Annotated in this window: 16 protein-coding genes; 6 read left to right on the top strand and 10 right to left on the bottom strand. The window is 64.6% G+C overall.

Going from position 1 to position 21,284, the window contains the following annotated elements; translation table 11 throughout:
* Positions 1-501 precede the first annotated feature (501 nt).
* A complete protein-coding gene (locus tag SRU_RS05300) occupies positions 502-1,494 on the top strand; it encodes a sulfotransferase family protein (RefSeq protein ID WP_011403764.1) in 993 nt (330 codons plus the stop codon).
* Between the two features lie 40 nt (positions 1,495-1,534).
* Positions 1,535-2,497: a sulfotransferase family protein gene (locus SRU_RS05295; protein ID WP_011403763.1), complete on the top strand. Its 963-nt coding sequence runs from the start codon at positions 1,535-1,537 to the stop codon at positions 2,495-2,497.
* On the opposite strand, the gene SRU_RS05290 is transcribed toward SRU_RS05295, so the two are convergent.
* On the bottom strand, positions 2,494-3,675 hold the full coding sequence (locus SRU_RS05290) for a glycosyltransferase (protein ID WP_112903659.1): 1,182 nt from the start codon (positions 3,673-3,675) through the stop codon (positions 2,494-2,496). The two genes, SRU_RS05295 and SRU_RS05290, sit on opposite strands and share 4 nt — an antisense overlap.
* A 210-nt stretch (positions 3,676-3,885) precedes the next feature.
* On the opposite strand from SRU_RS05290, the gene SRU_RS05285 reads away from it, so the two are divergent.
* Entirely contained in the window at positions 3,886-4,776 is an 891-nt protein-coding gene (locus SRU_RS05285) for a glycosyltransferase (protein ID WP_112903657.1), read from the top strand.
* 65 nt (positions 4,777-4,841) lie between these two features.
* Here the strand turns inward: SRU_RS05285 and SRU_RS05280 are convergent, their stop codons facing one another.
* The 4 genes from SRU_RS05280 to SRU_RS05265 all read right to left on the bottom strand — a co-directional run bounded on the left by SRU_RS05280 (position 4,842) and on the right by SRU_RS05265 (position 11,598).
* Positions 4,842-5,681 carry a sulfotransferase family protein gene (locus SRU_RS05280; protein WP_011403760.1) on the bottom strand — a complete coding sequence of 280 codons (840 nt, stop codon included), beginning with the start codon at positions 5,679-5,681 and terminating at the stop codon, positions 4,842-4,844.
* Positions 5,682-5,726: 45 nt separating this feature from the next.
* The gene (locus SRU_RS05275; RefSeq protein ID WP_112903653.1) at positions 5,727-7,529 is read right to left on the bottom strand and encodes an ABC transporter ATP-binding protein; all 1,803 of its coding nucleotides are present in this window, start codon (positions 7,527-7,529) and stop codon (positions 5,727-5,729) included.
* A gap of 155 nt (positions 7,530-7,684) precedes the next feature.
* Entirely contained in the window at positions 7,685-9,001 is a 1,317-nt protein-coding gene (locus SRU_RS05270; RefSeq protein ID WP_237701976.1) for a glycosyltransferase, read from the bottom strand.
* A gap of 44 nt (positions 9,002-9,045) precedes the next feature.
* Complete coding sequence (locus tag SRU_RS05265; RefSeq protein WP_162713374.1) at positions 9,046-11,598, bottom strand: YfhO family protein; 2,553 nt, start codon at positions 11,596-11,598, stop codon at positions 9,046-9,048.
* Between the two features lie 192 nt (positions 11,599-11,790).
* On the opposite strand from SRU_RS05265, the gene SRU_RS05260 reads away from it, so the two are divergent.
* On the top strand, positions 11,791-12,684 hold the full coding sequence (locus SRU_RS05260) for a class I SAM-dependent methyltransferase (protein WP_011403756.1): 894 nt from the start codon (positions 11,791-11,793) through the stop codon (positions 12,682-12,684).
* Positions 12,681-13,532, top strand: coding sequence for a sulfotransferase family protein (locus tag SRU_RS05255; protein ID WP_013061578.1), 852 nt, complete (start codon positions 12,681-12,683; stop codon positions 13,530-13,532). The genes SRU_RS05260 and SRU_RS05255 overlap by 4 nt, the downstream gene beginning before the upstream one ends.
* Here SRU_RS05255 and SRU_RS05250 read toward each other — a convergent pair.
* Both SRU_RS05250 and SRU_RS05245 read right to left on the bottom strand, forming a co-directional pair.
* A complete protein-coding gene (locus SRU_RS05250) occupies positions 13,529-14,173 on the bottom strand; it encodes an SDR family oxidoreductase (RefSeq protein WP_011403754.1) in 645 nt (214 codons plus the stop codon). The genes SRU_RS05255 and SRU_RS05250 overlap by 4 nt on opposite strands.
* A 268-nt stretch (positions 14,174-14,441) precedes the next feature.
* Positions 14,442-15,311 carry a hypothetical protein gene (locus SRU_RS05245; protein ID WP_013061577.1) on the bottom strand — a complete coding sequence of 290 codons (870 nt, stop codon included), beginning with the start codon at positions 15,309-15,311 and terminating at the stop codon, positions 14,442-14,444.
* Between the two features lie 775 nt (positions 15,312-16,086).
* Here SRU_RS05245 and SRU_RS05240 point away from each other — a divergent pair.
* Positions 16,087-17,634 carry a hypothetical protein gene (locus SRU_RS05240; protein ID WP_237701975.1) on the top strand — a complete coding sequence of 516 codons (1,548 nt, stop codon included), beginning with the start codon at positions 16,087-16,089 and terminating at the stop codon, positions 17,632-17,634.
* 18 nt (positions 17,635-17,652) lie between these two features.
* Here the strand turns inward: SRU_RS05240 and SRU_RS05235 are convergent, their stop codons facing one another.
* The 3 genes from SRU_RS05235 to SRU_RS05225 form a co-directional block, all read right to left on the bottom strand.
* Positions 17,653-18,999 (bottom strand): TRAP transporter large permease, encoded by a 1,347-nt coding sequence (locus tag SRU_RS05235; RefSeq protein ID WP_011403751.1) that lies wholly within the window; start codon positions 18,997-18,999, stop codon positions 17,653-17,655.
* Between the two features lie 186 nt (positions 19,000-19,185).
* On the bottom strand, positions 19,186-19,749 hold the full coding sequence (locus tag SRU_RS05230) for a TRAP transporter small permease subunit (RefSeq protein WP_011403750.1): 564 nt from the start codon (positions 19,747-19,749) through the stop codon (positions 19,186-19,188).
* A gap of 183 nt (positions 19,750-19,932) precedes the next feature.
* Entirely contained in the window at positions 19,933-20,793 is an 861-nt protein-coding gene (locus SRU_RS05225; protein ID WP_013061576.1) for a sulfurtransferase, read from the bottom strand.
* Positions 20,794-21,284: the final 491 nt, after the last annotated feature.

The following is a 21,284-nucleotide window of genomic DNA, read 5'->3' as shown; positions in this document are numbered from 1 at the left end:
CGCGCCCTGAGCGAAGCGAGGAAGTAGTCTTGGGCTGAGCCGGACGAATGGAAGGGAAGTTCGATAAATTTCAGGGGCCTGAAGGGTCATCCCGCGCGGTGGAGCGAACGTGGGTCTCAGGTCATCTTCTGCCAGCCAGGCCTTTTTTACTTCGTGAGTCGCTTCGCTCGTCGCGTCCATTTTGGGGCCACCAAAATGGACATACGCCGGCGCAGAAGGCCTCCGCCCCCTGAGCATGACCTTGCCGCCGCGTCGAAGTAGGAGAAAGTCGACGGCACCTGTGACGGACAGCGTCTTCTGCAAGAACAACTTCACACCATTGGGCCCAGGAATGGTTGAGCAGGCGGCCGCCAAGAGGACGAAACCTCGTTCTGGAGGAACTCTGTAGGACAAAAGCGGTGGTCCACAGCTGTTCCCATCCTCTGGCTCCGCCCGTCGCGACGCAAGCGGCCAGCCGTCCCCTCAAACTACTCCCTCCTTCTGAAGCATCCCGCCTCCGGAATGCTCGACCCCGCCACTCGGACGCCTCCCTCCTTGCCGGACTTCATCATCGGAGGGGCTATGAAAAGCGCCACCTCTTCCCTGCACCATCTCTTGTCCAATCACGAGCAGGTATATCTCCCGGACGGGGAAACGCATTTCTTCTGCATGGACGACCCCGTCCAGCACTCGGGCTTCTTCTTCCCCGCTCGGGCTCCGTCTCAACGAGCGCCCGACTACGACCGACACGGCGAGACGAATCTCGACTGGTACAGGCAACTCTTTGAACCGGCCCATCCCGACCAGTGCGTCGGGGACTACTCGTCCACCTATCTGCCGGCCCCCGACGCTCCCCTCCGCATCAAGCGCCTGCTCCCGGACGTCAAGCTCCTCTTCATGCTACGAAATCCGGTGGACCGAACGTACTCGCACTACTGGCACCGTGTGAAGACGGGCCGGGCCGTTCACGGCTTCGAATACGAGCTTCAGCACGGCCCCAGCACCCTTCTCCTTCGTAGCTTTTACAAGCCCCAACTGGAACGCTACTTTGACTTTTTCCCTGAAGATCAAGTAAAAGTCATTCTCTTTGAGCGCTTCGTGGATCACACACAGGCCGTCGTCGACGAGGTCTGCTCGTTTCTCGGACTGGAAACCGCTGTGGACGTGGCAGGCGTGGACGCCCACCAAAATCGATCGCCCGTGCCCCGGTGGCCGGGCCTCCAACTCCTGCTCAACTACTGCACCACCGGGATCGAGACGCGCTCCGAAGGCCAGCTTCCGTATCCGGCACAACCCCAGTCGAGCTACGCCCTGCAAGGCCTCGTCCACCACCTTCGACAACTCAACCTGACGCCCCGTCGTCCGCCCCCGATGAACGACTCGGTCCGGGCGTGCCTGGAACAGATCTTCGCCCGCAAAAATCAAGACCTGGGCACCCTCCTCGGCGTCGATCTCACGAGCTATTGGCCCTTCCTCCGCAAACAGCACGACGAGCCTGCTGAAACAGCGGCCTGACGAAAGATCTCCTCGGCCCTGGTCTGCACACTACTTCCCCATGTCCCCGTCTGAACCGCCGGTCTTCATCGTTGGGTGCAGCCGCTCCGGCACCACGCTGCTCCGACTCATGCTCACGCAGCATCCCCATATGCACATTCCTCCCGAGTCGGAATTTCTGCTCTCACTTCATGAGAACACCGACCGCTACGGCGACTTCAGCGAACCTCATGAGCGGTGGTTCTTTATCCGCGACCTCCAGACGACAGAGGTCTCCATGGGCGCCTACGCATTTCCCATCTTCGACCTCAGCATCCACGAGGCCGAGACCGCTCTGTCCGACCGTGCGCCCACCGATTTCGCGGGCGCTGCGGACGCACTCTTTCACGCTTCTGCCCACAAGCACGGCAAGCAGCGATGGGGCGACAAAACGCCTCACTACGTGCGGCACATCGAGTGGCTGTCCGAGGCGTTCCCGGAGTCCCAATTCGTGCATATGATCCGTGACGGGCGGGATGTCGCCCGAAGCCGCGTCGAGGCTGGATTTACAGTGAGCATGCGACGATCGGCTCGGCACTGGAAAAAAGAGGTGCACACAGGACGCCAGGCCGGACGCCCTCTCCCCGCCCGTCGCTACCGGGAGCTCTTCTACGAAAACCTGGTTCGCAATCCCGAATCTGTCCTACGGGATCTGTGCGACTGGCTGGATCTGGAGTTCACCGAGGCCCTCTTCGCCTTCGACGAGAGCGGCGACGCGTCCGTCCCCGACGAGCACGCCCATCTCCACGAAAAGCTGAATGCTCCGGTCGATCCTTCTCGCGCCCAGGTCTGGAAACACTCCCTCAGTTCCCGCGAGACTGCCGATGTCGAAGAGGAAGCCGGCTCTCTGCTGCAGGCCCTTGGCTACGAGTTGACGGGGGCACGCGTCCCCCTCTGGCTTCGGGGCCTCCGCGGGCTTCACCGCAACACCCTCTCGTACACCAAATCGCTCGTCGAGACGCTCCGTCGGCTTGGGATCGCCTAGGAAGCAGTGGCGTGCTCCCGATCGTGGACCGCGCGCTCGTAGATCTTCCGCAATGCCCCTGCCTCCGACGACAGGCTAAACGAGGTCTCAATTATTTCCCGTCCGGCCGCCGACACCCCACGCAGCTCTTCGTCCGAGCACGCCCGCAGCCGTCGGAGGCGCTCCGCAATGGCGTCCACCTCCCCCTCCGGAGCCAAGAGCGAATGATTGGACTCCGGAAGCATCTCCGGAATGCCCGCATGGGTGGTCGACACACACGGAAGCCCCACCGCCTGGGCCTCGATCAGCACGGTCGGGGTGCCCTCCCGGTCTCCGCTCGCGGCCGTCTTGCTGCAGAGCAAAAAGGCATCGGCCTTCTGAAGGTGCCGCGCGACCTCTGCGTTCGGAACGGAGCCGAGAAGCTCAACGGACGACTGCAGGTTATGGGCCTGAATGTACTGCTCCAGGTCGTCCCGCTGCGGCCCGTCGCCCACGATGTACAGTTGCAGATCATCCCCCGCCTCAATTCGCTTCTGCACCGCCCGGATGGCGTCGAAGTGGCCCTTTTTCCCGGTAAGGCGCCCCACGCTAATGAACTCCGACACCGGAGCGCTCGGGGGACGGTAAGGAAAGTCGTCGAGGTCCCGCGCGAGATGGACGACCTGTACGGCGTCGGGGGGCGCCCCGAGACGGACGGCCGCTTCTTTCATCTCCTCCGAGAGCACAACGACCGCCTGGGCCGTACGCCAAATGGACTCGTAGGCCTCTCGCCAGCGTCGTTCACGCGGCAGCTTCGAAATGTCGTACCCGTAGAAGGTGACGACGAACGGTAGATCCAGTTGCCTAGCAATCGGCACGGCCTTGACCCCGGGCCGGCCGAAATGAGCATGCAACACGTCAGGAGCGACCCGCTCGATCGCCTCTTCAGCCCCCGGCCATAATTCTCGCCACGATGAATCGAGCGCCCCGTCGAGTCCCAGCTCCTCGAGAAGACGATGTCCCATCCGTCGTGGGTTCCAGAGTGCGGGCCAGGGCACGACGGTCACGTTCTCAAAGGGCCGCTCGTCGGGATTCACGCGCTCGTTGGCCACCACATGGTTGTCCACCCCCTGCCGCTCCAGCTCCGTCACGTAGTCGTAGATGAAGGTCTCCGACCGCTTCGAGAAGTCTTTGCAAAGGTGCGCGACGCGAATGCTCACGATAAGATGGGTGTTTTGGGCAGCGTGCCGGCCTATGGAGTGGGTCCCTAGAACTGTGCCTCACTCGAAACGAGAGGTCCAGGGCTGTGCCCCCGTCTTCTCTTCAGGATCTCGGGGGGCGTCCAACGTCAAAACGCACGACGGAGCAACCTTCCTATGCAGCCATTCCTTTTTTCGGATTCCTCCGCTTGCCTCCACGTCTCCCCCGCGATGAAGATATCCGTCATCATTCCCGTCTACAACGACCCGTCCGGCATCGACGCGACCCTTCGGTCCGTCATGGAGCAGGACCATTCGGACTACGAAGTGATTCCGGTCGACAACAACTCGACGGACAGGACCCCAGCGGTGATACGGGAGTGGGCCCACCAGTATCCGAACCGCATCCGTCCGGCATCCGAACACGATACTCAGTCCTCCTACGCCGCCCGGAATGCCGGCATTGAGGCCGCACAGGGCGAGATTCTCGTCTTCATCGACGCCGACATGGCCGCGCCGTCGTACTGGCTCACGGACGTCCACGAAGCGTTTTCCGCCTCGGAGGCGGACTACCTCGGGTACGAGGTGGACGTCTACGTTCCGGAGGACGAGGCAGGCTTCTGGGGCTGGTACGATACGGTCATGGGCCTGCCGTCCCGGTACCACTACGACGAGAAGCAGTTCGTCCCCACTTCGTGTCTTGCCGTCCGGCGCGCCGTCTTCGAGAAGGTCGGGCGCTTCGACGAAACGGCAGTCTCCGGGGGCGACAAGGAGTTTGGAGAACGCGTGCACCGCCACCCAGATTTGACCACCGCCTTCCGGGACGACATTGTGGTCTGCCACCCCGCCCGTACGACCTTCGAGGCGCACCGCGCAAAGGCCCTGCGCGTGGGACGCGGCCTGGCCCGCCTCTGCGACCCGTCAACCGCTTCCGGGGACACTACGTCGGTTCTCATCGAACTTCTGCTCCACGCCGTGCCTCCAGACCCGCGCCGTGTCGCAGAGCAAGCCCACGACGTTCCGGCCCATCAGTTTCTCCGCCTGTACATTGCCGACTGGATTCTCCGATACCTCCGGCTGTACGGGGCCCTGACGTACTGTCGGAAGGAAGCGCCCGAATAACGTCCACTCGCGTTCCACTCTGACCAAGTCGTACTCCAGGGCCTCAACCCGTTCTGTCCACGGCCTTACAGGGACCAGCCGGAAAACTCTTTCCCAGTCAGCGCCCGAAGCTGATCCACGTCGTTTTGGAGATGAGCCCGCACTCGCGCCCGCGTAGATTCGGAGAGGGACGGCCGCTTCACGTCGCTCCGAAACACCGACAGCCCGCGCTCACGAAGCGCCTGCGGGAGAAGTGCCTTCCCTACAGACGTCAGGAACTGTCCGAATTGAGTTTCTTGAAGGAACGTCGAGACACCGGGCTTCAGTTTTCCGGATGTGGTGTGGTATTCCTCTTCAAACGCAGAGGCCTCAACGGCCGGGTCGACCCCTAGAAACGAAAAAACCTCTCGGAGCACCGATTTCCGGTCGGCCCGCAGCCGCTCCGACTCGATCACCAGCACGCGCTCTCCGGGATAGTGCTCCAAGTACTGCGAGAGTTGGAAGTGATAGCGACTCGTCTGGAGGTAGTGGCTGCCATCGACGGGTCGGAAGGCCTCGTCGACAGACTGCGACTCGCGCCCGGCCACCCGGTTGTGGGCGTAGTGGGACACGGCGCGCTCAATGGGGTCGCGGACGAGATACAAGAGCTTCACGTCGGGGAGCAGCCGATGCATCCGCTCCGGCACGCCCCGAAACGCTGGGTACTTCGTGTAATTGGTGGAGGCCTCCCCGAACGCCTGGGCCGACTCTCGAAAACACTGTTTGTACCAGGCCAGGCCTTTTTCATTGCGCCGTAGGAAAAAGTCCGGCTCCTTCGGGTCCGACACGCAGACCTGCGGGTGCGCGCCGAGGTACCGGTGCAGGCTCGTCGTTCCGCACTTCATGGCCCCAATGAGGATAAACGTGGGAAGTGTACCGTCGCTCATGACGAGGCGAGGGTCCGGGTGAAACTGTCGGCACTGCATCCGCCACTACGAGAGGGCCATCGAGCGGAATTTGGCGTGCTGATCCAAGAGCTCGTCGTAGCTCCCCTCCCCTACTTTTCGCCCCTCCTCCAGCATGAAGATGTTGTCGGCCCGTTGAACGGTGCTCAAGCGGTGGGAAATGATCAGTATGGTCTGCTCCCCCTCCAGGTCGTAGATGGCCTCCATCACGCCCGCCTCCGTGGACTGGTCCAACGCACTGGTGGCCTCGTCGAAGACGAGGACCGAGGGGTCGTGGTAGAGGGCCCGCGCAATGCCGATGCGCTGCCGCTGTCCGCCGGACAGCTTGACCCCCCGCTCCCCCACGACCGTTTCCCACCGGTTCGGCAGGTCCTGCTCTACGTAGTCGAGGATGTGGGCCCGGCGGGCCGCCTCCCGGACCGTCTCCATGTCAATTTGGTCTCGGGGCACTCCGAAGGCGATGTTGCGCGCCACCGTGTCGTCCGACAGGTAGATGTGCTGGGGAACGTAGCCGAGGGTTTGCTGCCAGCGCCGCAGGTTGTTCGCCCGCAACGGGGTGCCGTCAATTGTGATCTCTCCCTCTTGAGGACGCAACAGTCCCAATGCAAGGTCGACGGCCGTCGTCTTTCCCGAGCCCGTTTTGCCGACAAACCCAACCATCGAACGGGCCGGAATGGCGAGTGAAAGGTTTTTGATTGCGGGTCGATCGGCATCTGGATAGGTGTAGCTCACCTCGCGGAGCGCGAGTTCTTCCTCCAGCAGGAGCGGCGGAGCGGCGGTCCCGTCCGCCCCTCCGGACGCGGAGGAATGGGCCTCCGCCAGGCCCTTCAGGTCCCGGTGCAGCTTGTTCAGCGCCGCGATGTTGAACCGGGCGCTGGCCAGCCCATGAAACGCTTCTTGAAGCGCCGGCAAGAGGCGATATCCCGCAAACGCATACAGCCCGAGGACCGGAATCACCTGCTGCAGGCTTTCCCGAACCGCGATGAGGTACACCGCGATCAGAATGATGCCCCCGAAGGCCACCATCTCAATGATGTATCGCGGTGCCTTCTTGATCACGCGATACAGCGCCTGATTTCGGGCGTAGCGCTCCGAAGGATCGTCGTAGAGATTGAGAAAGGCCTCCTCTTTGCCCTGAATCTTGACCTCTTTGATGCCCCCAAAGGCCTCCCCGACGAACTGGTATCGCTTCGTGTTGGCCTCGACGCGGGCCTCTCCCCGCTCGTCCAGTTGGCTCCGCACAACGAGGTAGATGGCCCCATACGCCGCGCCCAGTACAACGGTGACCATCAGGGCTACGACCGGATCGAAGTACACCAAGAAGCCGACAATAAAGAGCGCCACGACGGCCTTTGCCACCCCGCGGAGTGTGGGCTTCAGCATCTGATCGGTCACCTCCTTCACCTCCTCGAGAATGTTTTTCCCGAGCTCCGAGCTGTTTCGGGTCAAAAAATACTCGTACGGCCGGTACAGGTAGCTCCGGAGCAGCCGCCGCGAGAGGCTGTGGTTTCGCCCCCACGAGTAGCGCTCCATCGCCCAGCGGGTGAGAATGATAAAGACGTTGCTGACAACGAGAGCGAGAAGCGCCCCCAGGCCCAAGGCGATGAGGAACGATCGGTCGTCGTCGAACCCGAACGTGGCGTAGGCCCAGCGAAGGTACTCATTTTCCTGAATGATCGACGGATCGGAGGCCACCGAGAGGAAGGGCATGATGGAGGCCACGCTCGCCACCTGCAGGCTCGCCATCAGCAGAACGGCCACGAAGAGAATATACAAATTTCGCCGTTCTCGCCGCGTCAGGAGAGAAAAAAGCTTTCGGAGGACGTCCATGAGACAAAGGCAGTCGTGAGAAATGTTCTACGGCCGGAGACTCTTCAACCCGCCGATACACTCGCGGTGTTGGCACACCGGCCGCCGCACAGCGTTCCTTCGGTTTTTAGCCCTCAGTGCAAGAATTGGACGACGTGACGCGCTCTCCGGGAGCCTTACTCGTCGGAGCACACGCCGCTCAGAACCGCTCCCATTCGTTTCGTTTGTGCGCGGCGTCGGTAGGGATCGAGCGCTTCGGGAGAGGCTCCGCGCTGAGGCGTGTCCGCCGCCCAGGCCTCGTAGTGGTGCCGAATGTATTGCGCGAGCCCGGATACGTCGTCGCGACCAAACAGGCGGCCCCCTTCGGTCTTGCGAAGCAGCGCCGCCGCGTCGCCGCCCGGGGGCCCTACTCCCACAATGGGCCGTCCTGCGGCCAGGTATTCGTATATTTTGCCCGTCATCATCCCTTCGTCCTGCGGAAAGGATTCGATGGAAAGCAGCAGCAGTCCCGCCCGTCGCATGTACGCCACCGCCTCGTCGTGGGGCACGTACGGAATCAATTCGGTCACGTCCATCAGCCCCTGTGCGCGGAGGGCGTCTCGGACGTTCGCGTCCACCGTGCCCACCAGTCGAATGCGGAGCGCGGGCATCACACCCTCGTCGCGCAGCCGCCGGAGCGCACGCCAGAGCCCCGTGGGGTTCCGGGACGCGTAGAGCGAGCCCACGTGCGTCACCTCAAACGCCTCGGTCGACGGCACCGCCTCCCCCGGAGACAGATCGTCCACGTCGAAGCCGTTCTGCACAACCGTGATGGCCTCGCCCGCCGTCCGCCCCGTTTTTCCCGTCAGGAGGTCGCGCCAGGTCGGGCTGACCGTCGTCACCGCTCGGGCCTGCCGGAGCACCGTTCGTTCGAGGGCCGCGTCCAGGCGACGCGCCCACCGGGTGTGGGGCAGCTCGTCGTAGTAGTTGATGTCGGTCCACGGGTCGCGGAAGTCCGCCACCCAGGGCACGCCCGTGAGCGCCTGCAGCGCGGCGCCGGCGAGATGGGTAGAGTGCGGCGGTCCCGTCGTCAGGATGGCATCGACGTCCCCCTCTGCAACCAGTTGGCGTCCCCGCCACACGGAAAATGGGACCCACCCGACGCGGGCATCGGGCAGAAAAAGATTGGCCCGAATCCAGCGCGCGACCCTTTCCATCCCGGTTTCTTGCTGCCCTTCCACCGATCCCACATCTACCTCGTCGTCCGAGCGGCCCGCGAGGCGAGCATAGAACCAGTGCGGATCGAGGGACGGCGTGCGGTGGACCGAGGCCGCAGCCGGGACGTCGGCGGCCAGAGAGCGGTCGTGCGCCGGGAATGCCCCCTCACGGACCGTAAGCACTGTCGGCGCCCACCCGAACTCCGGCAGGTACTTTACAAACTTGAGCGCCCGCTGCACACCGGGGCCTCCGGCCGGCGGAAAGTAATACGACAGGAGCAGGACGCGTCGATCCATCCGGTTGGGGACGATATACGAGGGGTCGCAGAGTGCACGGGGCCTCAAGAGGCGTCCGCCTCGTCCGCGGCCTCTTCCTCAAACCAGCGGCGACGGACGCGGAGGCCCGCAAGCGTCAGGACACCGCCGTAGACCAGAATTGTGCTGGTCCACGCAATCCACCGGCCGTAGCGGTCGGCCGCCGGCTCAAATCGCATCTCCAGCGTGTGCTCGCCCTCCGGCACGTGCACGCCCCGGAGCAGATAATTGGTGCGATGAATCGGCACTCTCTCCCCATCCAGGTACGCGTTCCAGCCCGCCGGGTAGTGCACCTCGCTCGCTACGAAGAAGCGCGGCGCGTCCGTGCTGACCGTCCACCGGATCTCCTCGGGTTCGTACTGCTCCAGGGTCACGTCCGCCGTGCTGTTGCTGTCGATGGGCGCGACCGGCGCATCAAGGGGCTCCGGAAGAAGGGCCGTTCGGCGCGGCTCAAACGAGGAATCACGAAGCTGCTCCCAGGTGGCCTCAGCCCCGTCCACGACCTCCGTCTCCCCGACGAGAAATCCTCGTGGAACGGCATCCGGATTTTCGAGCACCAGCACGCCGGACTGTTCGCTGCGATACGCTACCTCGGTGCCCGGCAGCTGTTGCCGCGCCACAATGTAGCGCGTATTCATGAGGTCGAGGGCGTTCTCGTTCGGGCCGCCCCGTTCCGTCAGCCGCAGGATGTGGTCGAGGTAGTCCTGGTAGCGTTGCAGCTTGGCCCCATGGTACCCGCCGACGGACTCGTAGTGGTACGACGGACGGGCCGTACTCGTGGGATTGCCCTCCGCCAACGAAAGGACGCGAAAGCGCCCCAGCCCCCCGGCCTCCTGCTGCCGCTGCTTGATGAACTGATCAAACTGGTAGGTGGGGATGGTCTGCTCGGTCCCGCCCGGCGAGTAGCGATCCTCATTCATGTAGCGGGTGTCCACCCCCCAGAGGTCGATGGCCACCACCGCCACCACCGCTACCCCCGCCCCCCACGCCGGAAGGGTGCGGCGCCGGTACAGGACGAGAGCCCCAGCCGCCAGCGCCAAAAACAGCAGGGTGCGCTGCGCGTCCGTCGAGAAGGCCCCCCGGCGCTGCTCCTTCAGCTTTCGCACCTGTTGTCGCACCGCCTGCTGGACTTTGGGGTTTTGGGGCGACACATTTGGATTCTGGCGCAACAGGGCCTGCCGGATGCGCTGTTCTTCGTTCGGCTTCTCGAAGTCGAGAACCGTGTTGGGGGCCAGCCAGACCAGACCGACGACCGCGAACACGACCCCAAACGCAATCAAAATGGGTCGCTGTCGAGGGTCGGTCTGCTGCCGCTGCCGACGGCTCTGTGTCTCGTCGCGCCGCAGCGCGTAGTCGAGCCCAATTCCCGCGAGCACGATCAGGGTGAGGGCCGTGATGCTCAGCCACATCTCCGGCCCCCGGAAGGCGTCGAAGAAAGGGAAGTATTGGAAGAAGGGCCAGTTGATCCAGGCGGCGTACTTGCCCAGCGAGAACAGCGCGGTGCCGAGCGTGGCGAGCCCAAGCCCCCATACCAGCCAGGTTCGCACCTTCCACGCAGCGAGGCCCGCTAGGGACAGGACGACCCCCGTCAGGTAGTGCGGCCCCTCGGTGAAGGTCTTAGGCCCCCAGTAGGTCTGTCCCCCGCCGCCGAAGGCATCGGCCACCGCGAACGTGAAAAGCTCGCCCGGTCCCTGGCTCCAGCGCATCGCCGCCTCCCAGCCCATGCCACCGCCCCCCCCACCGTCGCCCCCGCCGGCCGTGGCGGCCGCCCCCCGCACCGAGAATTGCTTGTGCTCGTACCGGGCGAGGTAGGGATGCGCCGCCATACAGAGCCCCAGCACCGTCCCGAGGCCGAGCCAGCCAGTCGACGTGGCCAGTGCCGGCACCCGGTCTTCCCGCACCGCCCCAATGACCTCCACACCCCACCAGAGCAGGAGGAGCATTCCCGTATAAAAGACGATCTGCGGGTGCTTGGCCCGCAATTGGAGGGCCAGGGCGCCCGCAAACAGGAGGCTCCCCCATGCCGACGGGTTGCGCAGGGTGTACGCGAAGGCGAGCAGGACGTACGGGGCGTAGGCCAGCGCGATAAACTTCGTGTTGTGCCCCACTGCGATGATGATGGGGATGTAGGTCGTAAAGCCAAACGCCACCCCCGAGAGCAAGCCCGAGAATTGATTTCGGGTCAGATAGAAGACCAGGAAGTACACCCCCATCATTAGCACAAACAGATGCCCCACCGGCCAGGCCACACTGCGAGCCATGCTCACAACATCGTCGAGCTGCGTGACCGCCGTCTTGTAGTTGATGTAGGGCATCCCGCTGAATACATTTGGCGCCCAGCGAGGCCATTCCCCTGTCTGCTCGTGGTGCTCGATCGTCACCTGCGCGTTGGCACGAAAGGTCGTATTGTCGCCCCCCTGGAAGGTATTTCCTTCGAAGACGACGGGCGAGTAGAACGACAGCGCAAGGACCAGAAAGATGCCCAGACAGACCCCGTGCCGCGCAAGCGGAGGAAGACGCGTCCACATCGTGTCGGCGTGGGCGGCTCGCGGGGCAGGAGACCGGGCAGAAGAGGCCATGAAGACGGGACGTGCTGACGCACTCGACAGGAGAAGGGCGGGCCGAGCGGCCCACTCGATTCCACGAGCCTCTCGAAACGGTCGGGTATTTTCGCTGTTCCAGCGCGAGCACCTTCCGCCACTGGGCCCCATGGGAAAATCACTACACGCAAGCCCGGTGGCTCTTCCCTCACGCTCCTTCCCACCGAGCCGGTGATTCACCTCGACCACTGTCCCCTCTGCCGCAACGAATCGACCCGGCACGTCCTCACCTGCCAGGATCACACGGTCTCGGGGAAGACGTTCCCTATCGTCGAGTGTGAGCACTGCGGCTTTCGCTTCACCAACCCGCGCCCCCACCCGGACGATCTCGGGCAATACTACGAGAGCGAGGACTACACGCCCCACCAGGACACCGGTCAGAACGTCATCGACACCCTATACCGGTGGGTGCGCCACTACACCTTGCGGTCAAAATGTCGTCTCATCACCACCCTCGTCGATGATCCGCCCGGCCGGCTGCTCGATTTCGGGTGCGGCACAGGAGAATTTCTGGCCCATTGCCAGTCGCAAGGATGGGACGCCCGTGGCCTCGATCCGGACGAAACGGCCCGAACCGTGGCGGCCCGACAACACGGCCTCACCGTTGAGCCCCCCGGGCGCCTCCGAGACGTTCCGTCCGGGCACTTCGACGTCATCACGCTCTGGCACGTGCTGGAGCATGTGCCGGACCTGACCGGGACGATCAAGGCCCTCAAACGCACGCTGGCTCCTTCGGGCACGCTGGTTGTCGCCGTTCCGAACTGGTTGTCCCTCGACGCACAGTTTTACGGCGAAGACTGGGCCGCGTACGACGTGCCGCGCCACCTGTCCCACTTTCGCCCCCGCGACGTCCGGCGCTTGTTCGCTCGGTTCGACCTGGACGTCGCCGAGGTCCGCCCCATGCGCCTCGATGCGTTCTACGTGTCCCTGCTGAGCGAGCGCTACCAAGGCGGCTGGCTGCTCCGCGCCCCCTTCGTCGCCCTGTGTTCTGCCCTGTGGGCCGCGCAGTCCTCGCCCCGCCACTCCGCCCAGCTGTATCTCATTCGGGACCCCACTGCTCCATGAGCCGGGTCAACCTCTTTCTCATCGGCGTCAACAAGGCCGGAACGAGCTGGCTGTACACCCTGCTCAACCGGCACCCCGACATCTTCATGGCCGACGAAAAAGAGCTCTACTACTTCGGCGACACGGGCCGCGACGAAGAAGCGCCGTGTACCCTGGAGGACTACCACGCCCATTTCCCCTTCGACCAGGACCACCGCTACTTCGGGGACGCGACCGTGATGTACTACCGGCACGCCGCGACCGCGGACGCCATCCGGGCGTACAACCCGGACGCGAAACTGCTCGCCATCGTCCGGGACCCCATTGAGCGCCTGCTCTCCCAGTTTCAGTACCACAAGCAACTCGGAATCCTGGACGAGTCGACATCCCTGTCGGAGGCGCTTGACGGTCGCGATCCGGAGCTCCTCCGCGACAGCCACTACGAGGAGACCCTTCCGGCCTACACGGAGCGGTTCGGGCCCGAGCAGTTCACGGTCGTAAGCCTGGAGGCCGGCAAAGAGGCCCCGGACCGCTTCTGGAGAACCCTCCTCGATTTCTTGTCGCTCCCGGATGCCCCTCGTCCGACCGACGAGGGCCGCCCCGCCAACCCGACCGGCAGCGCCGCTTTCCGGGCCGTCTATCGAGCGACCGTGCGCCCCCTGCGCCGTTCCCTTCCTGGCGCGTATCGCTGGCTGCTCGGGCACCCGGCGGCCCGTACGGCCAAACGTGCCCTCCTCCGGGTGCTCGGCACGGCGGGAGCGAAGGCGGACATGCTCACGCCCGGCCTCGAAGAACGCCTTCTGGACGAATTTGCCCCTACCTACGCCTACCTACACGACCTCGGGATGGAGGTGTACGACCGTCCCTAACCAGAGGGGCGGAGCGCCTCTCCGATCGGCGTGTCGCCCCCGTACAGCGTGATGGCGTGCCCAACGGTGTTGTCGTCCGCGAGGCACTGAACGACGGCCTGCGCGACGTCGGCGCGCGGAATGGGATCGCCCGCATCGGGATCCGTGTCGACGTAGGCCGCGACGCGACCGGTGCCCTCCGCATCCGTAAGGCGCGTGGGCCGCAGGATCGTCTCGTCGAGCGACGAGCGCTGGAGCGTGCGGTCGGCGACATGCTTGGCCACGATGTAAGGCTTGATCGGCCCCTGTCGCGACTCCGGATCGCCGGCGCCGCGCGAGCTGACCATGACGAACCGGTCGATCTCCTTCTCTTCGCAGGCGTGGACCGCCCGCTCGGCCCCCCAGAGGTCGACCAGGATCGTCTTGTCCCACCCTGTGCTTCCCCCGGCCCCCGCCGTAAAGACGACTGCATCCGCCCCGTCGAGGGCTGAGGCAACTTCTCCCTCCAGATCCCCAAGCCGCGGCTCGGCCCCACGGTCCCGGATCGCCGCAAACTGGTCCTCAGAGCGAACGACGCCGATGGGATCGTGGCCCGCCTCGTTGAGGCGCGGAAGGAGGCGACGGCCGATGCCGCCGTGGGCACCGATGACTGCAACGGTCATTTTGAGACTGGGGAGGGGTGGAAAAACGGAGAGTACGACGCTCGCCGTACACGGTATTCAGGCTCCCCGGAGATTGTTGCACCCCCGGCCTGCCGTAGTGGGACGGCCTCGCACTCCGGTTCGGCCTGTCCCGCCCGCCACGGCCGCTCATTTTCCACAGCGTCGACCCCGTCACAATTTCGGGGCGCCCTACAGGACTGTCAGTGACCGCCCGGCCTCCGCAGCCCATTCCATGGTCCTTCGCCCCAGAACCGAAGAGGGCTGTTTTCTACCACGTGAGCCCCACTCGGATCATGTGCTGAACGTTCGTCTGGACGTAGCTTCCGCTCAGGGTCGCGGCATCGATCACGTCCCCGACACTCGACGGCTCTTCCCGGGACCGGCCGTACGCTCGAAACGTGTATCCGGCCATGATCCCTGTGTCCTCCCCGATCAGTTCAGTGAAGTGAGCCTCCAGATTAAGGTCGAGGGTCCGGCGCATCCGTGTTCGCGACGCGCTGATGGGCGTGTCATCCCCAATGGTTCGGGCGGTCTCGTCGTCACCGCCGTTCAGGGTCGTGGCCACCGCCGGAACGAGAAGGGCCGATCCCCGGACGTACAAATTGTCCTTGATGAAGTCCGGGCCGACGGGAAGCTGGAGTTGAGCGCCGCCACCGGCCCCGAGACCCGCGCCGCCGCGATGCAGGTTCGACTGATCCGGATTGCGGGGCTGGAGGTACCGGTAGTCGAGGTTGATCCGAATCGGGATGTACACGCTGATCGGCAGGCGGAGAAATTCGTCGAAGAGCGTTGCATTTCCGCCGAAGAGGGCCTCCGCACCGATGGTCCGCCGCGTGTCCCGGTCAAACTGCCCCGTTCCCAGCCCAGAGGCATAGTCGACCATCAACGAACCGTTTGGCCCGGAGACCATGAGGGCCCGAGCACTCCCGTCATAATTGTATCCCCCCGACCCACCGAAGGTAAAGTCCGATGACAAATTGCCGACAGATAGCGCCGTTGGTCCATCGTCGTCGTCGTCCTCGTCCGCGTCCGGACGCTGAGCGACCGCCGATGGAGGCACCGCAATGAGAATCAGACCGGCGAGAAGCCCCCCGAAAAGAACCCGCCACATCGTGGCATCCTGATGTCGCTGCTTCATCGTTCGTGTCGAAACGTTTTGCGTGTAACTGCGAGGTTAATAGTGGCCTTCAAACCAGTCGATTGCCTCTTCTTTAGCGACTCATTAATTCAGTTAATTGACCAACCAAAGTAAACCACAAAGTTGGACAAGATGTCGTAGTTGAATAGTTCACAAGGGGGCTTCTTCAAGGTAGCTCAACCCAGGTAGAAGTGGAGTGTTGGGTGCGATCCTTCAACAGATAATCTACCATAGAGTGAGCACACAGATTTAGACCAGGCTCTTCCAATGCTTCTGGTGTATCCCCCCCAACGCCACTCAATGAATTGGGATCGATTCGCCGGCTCGAAAGACACCGGCGCATTGATTTTGTCGTACGTGTTATTCTCGGCCGCCCTGTTGACGTCTCCGGCGGAATAAATTCTTTTTCATCTCGTCTTTTTTCCTTGAGACGTTTCGTCGCACAAGCCCGTTGACCAGTGGGGGCAATGGAGAAGACCCGACGGACCCAACGGTCCCCCATCCTCTTACCGGAGACAACCGTCTTCCGGCACGAATCTCCTTTCGAAAGTCCATCGTGCTGTCAACACTATCATGCTGGCAGTGGGAGTCTCTCTCGCCACTCTATTTCTCGTCAGGCTTGCGCATGAACAATCCACAGTGCTCCTATACCGTACGGTGCTTTTTTCTCGCCCTGCTGGTGAATCTCTTCCTGCCTAACATTCTCCCTCGGCAGCTCGCCAGCGCGCAGGATGTCCCCTCTGAGGCTTCCTCAGATGCCCCCGATCTCGGCGTTGTGTGGACTCCTTCTACAGCCCCCGACTCGGCCCTCGCCGCCCTCGACCGCATCGCAGCCACCGGCGCCACAGCCGTCCGGCTGACGCACCTCCCCGCCGATACAACAGCAACTACGATAGCCACCCGGGCCGACTCACTGGGCCTCCGCCTGTACGTCGACCTGCCGATGGCGGACGGGTCGGCGCCTCGGCCCGACGAGGCACGGCCCCAGGCCGACGCGTCGCTGGACCAACTGCGTTCGCTTGCCAATCGCCACGCCTCCATTACGCACGTCGGCCTCGCGCGGGGCGCCAGTACGACCGGGTCCCGACGCTGTGACCGGCTGCGTCGCTGGACGGAGCGGATCCACGACGCGTCCGCCTCCCTCCACACCTACTACGTGACGCCATTTGTGCCCTCCGCCGATCGGTGTGCGGATGCCGTGGACCAGCCCCTTCTCGACCTCCGCGGCCACCCGCGCCCCACAGACCGGTGGCGTGCGTGGCGTACGCGGACGGATTCGGTCGGGATCGGGGCGCTCGGAACGTGGACCCGTCCGGCGGCCGCCTCGGGCCTTCGGGTGCCCCACTCCGCGGAACGCCAGGCACGATACCTGGAAACCACCCTGTCTCGGCTTCTCGACCCCACCCGTGCCGCCCCGCCCGTCGTGTTCGTTGCCCGCTGGCAGGATGATGACGCGTCGCTCCTCCCCTCCCGGCGCTACGGCCTGCACGACGCCGCCGGGACGCCCCGCCCCGCGGCAACGGTGGTTCGGGGACTCTATTCGGGCACCCAGCGCACCTTCGCGTTCCCCGACGGATCGGCCCCGGCGGGGACGTCCGGCCTCGTTCTCGTGGGCTGGGGGCTCGTGGCCGTCCTCGGACTGCTGTACGCCAGGAGCCTCTTTGTTCGGGAGACGGCGGTTCGGTACTTTACGACCCCGGGCTTCTATCGGGAGGCGCTTCGGGACGGGCGGGAGGTGTCGTTCGGGGCCAACAGCCTGCTGCTGGGCCTCGTGGGGGGGAGTCTGGGCGTGGCGGCCGCCCGCATGGCCCGGCTGGCAACGGCCCAGCCCGAGACCGAGCGCGTGCTTGCCGCCCTGCCCCGTGTCGTGGGAACGGCGCTGGCGCCGGGCGTTGAGCACCCGACGCTGGCTGGAGTCGCCGTCGGCGGGGGGGCGCTCGTCCTGCTCCTGCTCTGGACGGGGGCGGGGGTGGCGATGGCCCGTCTCGGGACGCGCTTCACGGTGGCGCAGGGGCTGATGCTCGTGACATGGCCCTGCTGGCCGGTCCTACTGGCCCCGCCAGTCGCCCTCGCCGCCGGCCCCAACGCGCCACTGTCGCCGTCGCTCTCCACCCTCGTTCTACTCGGGGGCGGCACCCTGGTCCTTCTCTCGGTGACCCTCCGCGTGCTCTTCGACTACTGGCGGGTGACCGACGCCCCGGCCTGGACGCTTCTCCCCCTCGCCGCCCTAAGTCCACTCGCCCTCGTGGGCGCGTCCCTGCTCGTCGCGGCGCAGTACGGCGTGTCGTTCTCTCTTCTCTGGCGCCTCGCCGTCTACACCTAGCGCCTCAACAGGGGCCGATCACAGCGCCCAGGTGACCATTTCGGGGTAGAGCGTCAATGCCAGCAGCCCAAGCACCTGAATCACGATGAACGGGACCGCGCCCCGGTAGATCTGAGTGGTGGCCACCTCGTCGGGCGCCACGCCCCGGAGGTAGAAGAGCGCGAACCCGAACGGCGGCGTCAGAAACGAGGTCTGCAGGTTCATGCCCACCATCACCCCGAACCAGACGAGCGCGGCGTCTGCCGTGGCCCCAAACTCCGGCGGCAGCAGCCGAGCGGCCGGCGCCTGCAGCAGCGGAATGATGATGAACGCGATCTCGAAGAAGTCGATGAAGAACCCGAGCAGAAAGATGACCAGGTTGGCCACGAGTAGGAAGCCGATCACCCCGCCCGGAAGGTTCGTCAGCAGCCCCTCCACCCAGAAGTCGCCCCCCAGCCCCCGAAACACGAGCGAGAAGGCCGTGGAGCCCACGAGCAAGAACATGACCATGGAGGTGAGCCGCATCGTCTCGTCCATCGTCTCGTGGAGGGCATCCATCGACAGGCGCCCGTTGGCCGCGGCGAGGGCCATGGCCCCCACGGCCCCGAGCGCCCCGGCCTCGGTGGGCGTGGCCACCCCGGCGAAGATGCTGCCCAGCACGAGCAGAATGAGCACGAGCGGCGGCAGCATCACGAGAAGCACGCGTTGGGCGAGCCGCCCCGGCGAAATGTCACGGGTGTCGGCGGGCAGGGCCGGCGCCACGTCGGGCCAGAGGAGCGCCACCCCGCCCGCGTACAGGGCGTACAGGCTCGCCAGGGCAACGCCCGGCACGAGCGCCCCGATGAAGAGGTCCCCCACGCTGATGCCGAGCTGGTCGGCCAGCACGATCAGCACAATGCTCGGCGGGATGATTTGCCCGAGGGTGCCCGCCGCCGTAATGACACCGGAGGACAGCTCTTCGGAGTATCCGTAGCGCAGCATCACGGGCATCGAAATGAGCCCCATCGCCACGACCGACGCCCCCACGACGCCCGTGGCCGCGGCCAGCAGCGCCCCCACGAACACGACGGCGATCGCGAGCCCCCCGCGCACCACCCCGAACAGCTGCCCGATCGTCGTAAGCAGGTCCTCCGCCAGGCGCGACTTCTCCAGCATGGTGCCCATGAAGATGAAAAAGGGCACCGCCAGGAGGATGAAGTTCGACATCACCCCGAAGATGCGGGACGGCATCGCCCGCAGAAGGCCCCAACTGAGCAGCCCCGCCTGCTCGCCGATAAACACAAATGCGAGCGCCGTCCCGCCGAGGGAAAACGCGACGGGGTACCCGGAAAAGATCAGCAGAAGGGCCCCCGCAAACATCAGCGGCGCGAGAAGATCGGCACCCATGAGAATTTGCGTCGTTGTCTCGAAAATTCGCGTCAGTGTGCCGCGTGAGGTGTGACTCGTGACTCAGGACCCACTCGCAATGCCCCCTCCTCCCTCTTCACGCATCACGGGTCAACTTCTCGGAGATCGCAGTCACAACCAGGGACCGGCTTCAAGCACGAGCTCTGGCAGCGACGGAACGCGTCCTCACCCCGCACGCGGTCGGGACTCGCGGTCCACCGGGTCCGTCACCTCGTGTCCGCGGAGCACCGCCACCTTCCGAATAATGAGGGCCACGCCCTGCGCCATCACGAGCAGGAGCGCCAGCGGGATGACGGTCTTGATGGGGTAGCGGGGCAGGCCGCCGGGGTCGGGCGACCCCTCCAGGATGGCCCACGAATTGCTCACGAACGGAATCGACATCCACAGCACCAGCCCGCAGAACGGCAGGAGGAAGCACAGCGTGCCCAGGATGTCGACCCACGCCCGGCCCCTGCGTGAGAGCCGACTGTACAGCACGTCGACCCGCACGTGGTCGTCGTACTCCAGCGTGTAGGCCGCCCCTAGCAGAAAGACGAGGCTAAAGAGGTACCACTGCATCTCGATCCACATGTTGGAGCTCAGCCCAAGGCCCGTGTACTTGCCAAGGTAGCGGGCCAGGGCATTGAACGCACCGACCCCCACCATCGCGAGGGTCAGCCAGTAGAGCAGACGGCCGATCCGGTCGTTCAGGCGGTCGATGCGGCGGGCCCACCGAAGCCAGCGGTCCATGTGCCGGGTGGCGTTGGTCGTTCGCGGAGTGCGTTGGACACGGCAAGGGTACCGGTTGGCGGCCGCATCCGCAAGCGAACGGGCCCATTTCTGCCCCCAATAACACCCAACAACAAAAGCCGCCCCGATCCGTGACGGATCGGAGCGGCCCTTGACGGTTCTCGGAACGGGGGACCCGGCGCCTTAAGCGGCCACAGGGTCGGCCCCGGTCTCGATGGGTACGCCCACGAGGTTGCCCCACTCGGTCCACGAGCCGTCGTAGTTCCGGACGCGCGGGTGCCCGAGCAGCTGCGAGAGGACGAACCAGCTGTGGCTCGACCGCTCGCCAATGCGGCAGTAGGCAATGGTCTCTTTGTCGGGCGTGATGCCCCGCTCCTCGTAGATCTCTTTCAGCTCCTCGGCGCTCTTGAAGGTGCCGTCCTCGTTCACGGCCTCGCTCCAACTGATGTTGTGGGCGCCGGGAATGTGGCCGCCGCGCTGCGCGCCCTCGTTCAGGCCGTCCGGCCCCAGCTTCTCACCGCTAAACTCTTCCGGGGAGCGCACGTCGACCAGCTCCACGTCGTCGCGGTCGAGCGTCTGCTGGACGTACCCGGAGAAGGCACGGATGGAATTGTCGGGGGCCGAGGCCGACCAGTTGCCCGCCTCGTAGTCCGGGGCCTCGGTGCTCAGGGGGCGGTCCTCGGCCAGCCACTTCTTGCGGCCGCCGTCTAGGACTTTCGTGTCCTCGTGGCCGTAGTACGTGAGCTGCCAGAAGGCCCAGGCGGCAAACCAGTTGTCGTTGTCGCCATAGAGGACGATCGTCGTGTCGTCGTCGATGCCCGAGCTGCGCAGCAGCGACTGGAAGTCTTCTTTCGACGCCAGGTCACGCGTCTGCGTGTCGGCCAGCTGTGTTTCCCAGTTCCAGCCCACGGCGCCGGGCACGTGGCCCTCCTCGTAGGCGGAGGTGTCGACGTCCACCTCGACAAACCGCACCTCGGGATCGTCGAGGCGATCGGCGGCCCAGTCGGTGGAGACGAGAACATCGGGATTCGCGTAGGTACTCATGGTTGAAGGATGGTGTTGGGTTGTTGAACGAAAACAAAGGGGGATTCGACAGTCGGGATGAGCGCGGGGAGGACGGAGACACACAGGGCCCTTCGTACATGAGGAGACGGCCGCAGGGGACGCCACAGACACTCTCCGTGTCCAGGTGGGAGGCAGGAGCGCTGTACTCTCTCCCACTTCAGCCCCACCGGTCAATTCACGCGAGACACAGTCTTGTCCCGCTAGGAAGAAGATGCCCGGTGCGAAACGCCCGCATCAGGACCGGAAAAAGGCTCCGGGAGCCGACGTTATCCGCGACAGGACGCACTCATGCCACACAAACACGAACAGAGACACACCGGCGCAGTGAGGGTCCAGGCAATGGACAAGAGGTGAGAACTGCGCACGTCGGCGTGACGCATGTGCATGAACGCGGATGGTTCGAAAGACGACCAGTGCCGTCTTTACGGACGACTGCTGGCTAACTTCGAGATACGTAATTCAAACTCATA

This window comes from Salinibacter ruber DSM 13855 (assembly GCF_000013045.1).
In the GTDB taxonomy this organism is placed as follows: Bacteria; Bacteroidota; Rhodothermia; order Rhodothermales; family Salinibacteraceae; genus Salinibacter; species Salinibacter ruber.
This window is presented reverse-complemented; position numbering and strand designations above follow the sequence as displayed.

What these genes read in the sequence shown, in the direction of transcription:
- SRU_RS05300 (WP_011403764.1), top strand. Translation starts at nt 502, where the DNA reads ATGCTCGACCCCGCCACTCGGACGCCTCCCTCCTTGCCGGACTTCATC.
- SRU_RS05295 (WP_011403763.1), top strand. Translation starts at nt 1,535, where the DNA reads ATGTCCCCGTCTGAACCGCCGGTCTTCATCGTTGGGTGCAGCCGCTCC.
- SRU_RS05285 (WP_112903657.1), top strand. Translation starts at nt 3,886, where the DNA reads ATGAAGATATCCGTCATCATTCCCGTCTACAACGACCCGTCCGGCATC.
- SRU_RS05280 (WP_011403760.1), bottom strand. Translation starts at nt 5,681, where the DNA reads ATGAGCGACGGTACACTTCCCACGTTTATCCTCATTGGGGCCATGAAG.
- SRU_RS05275 (WP_112903653.1), bottom strand. Translation starts at nt 7,529, where the DNA reads ATGGACGTCCTCCGAAAGCTTTTTTCTCTCCTGACGCGGCGAGAACGG.
- SRU_RS05270 (WP_237701976.1), bottom strand. Translation starts at nt 9,001, where the DNA reads ATGGATCGACGCGTCCTGCTCCTGTCGTATTACTTTCCGCCGGCCGGA.
- SRU_RS05265 (WP_162713374.1), bottom strand. Translation starts at nt 11,598, where the DNA reads ATGGCCTCTTCTGCCCGGTCTCCTGCCCCGCGAGCCGCCCACGCCGAC.
- SRU_RS05255 (WP_013061578.1), top strand. Translation starts at nt 12,681, where the DNA reads ATGAGCCGGGTCAACCTCTTTCTCATCGGCGTCAACAAGGCCGGAACG.
- SRU_RS05250 (WP_011403754.1), bottom strand. Translation starts at nt 14,173, where the DNA reads ATGACCGTTGCAGTCATCGGTGCCCACGGCGGCATCGGCCGTCGCCTC.
- SRU_RS05245 (WP_013061577.1), bottom strand. Translation starts at nt 15,311, where the DNA reads ATGAAGCAGCGACATCAGGATGCCACGATGTGGCGGGTTCTTTTCGGG.
- SRU_RS05235 (WP_011403751.1), bottom strand. Translation starts at nt 18,999, where the DNA reads ATGGGTGCCGATCTTCTCGCGCCGCTGATGTTTGCGGGGGCCCTTCTG.
- SRU_RS05230 (WP_011403750.1), bottom strand. Translation starts at nt 19,749, where the DNA reads ATGGACCGCTGGCTTCGGTGGGCCCGCCGCATCGACCGCCTGAACGAC.
- SRU_RS05225 (WP_013061576.1), bottom strand. Translation starts at nt 20,793, where the DNA reads ATGAGTACCTACGCGAATCCCGATGTTCTCGTCTCCACCGACTGGGCC.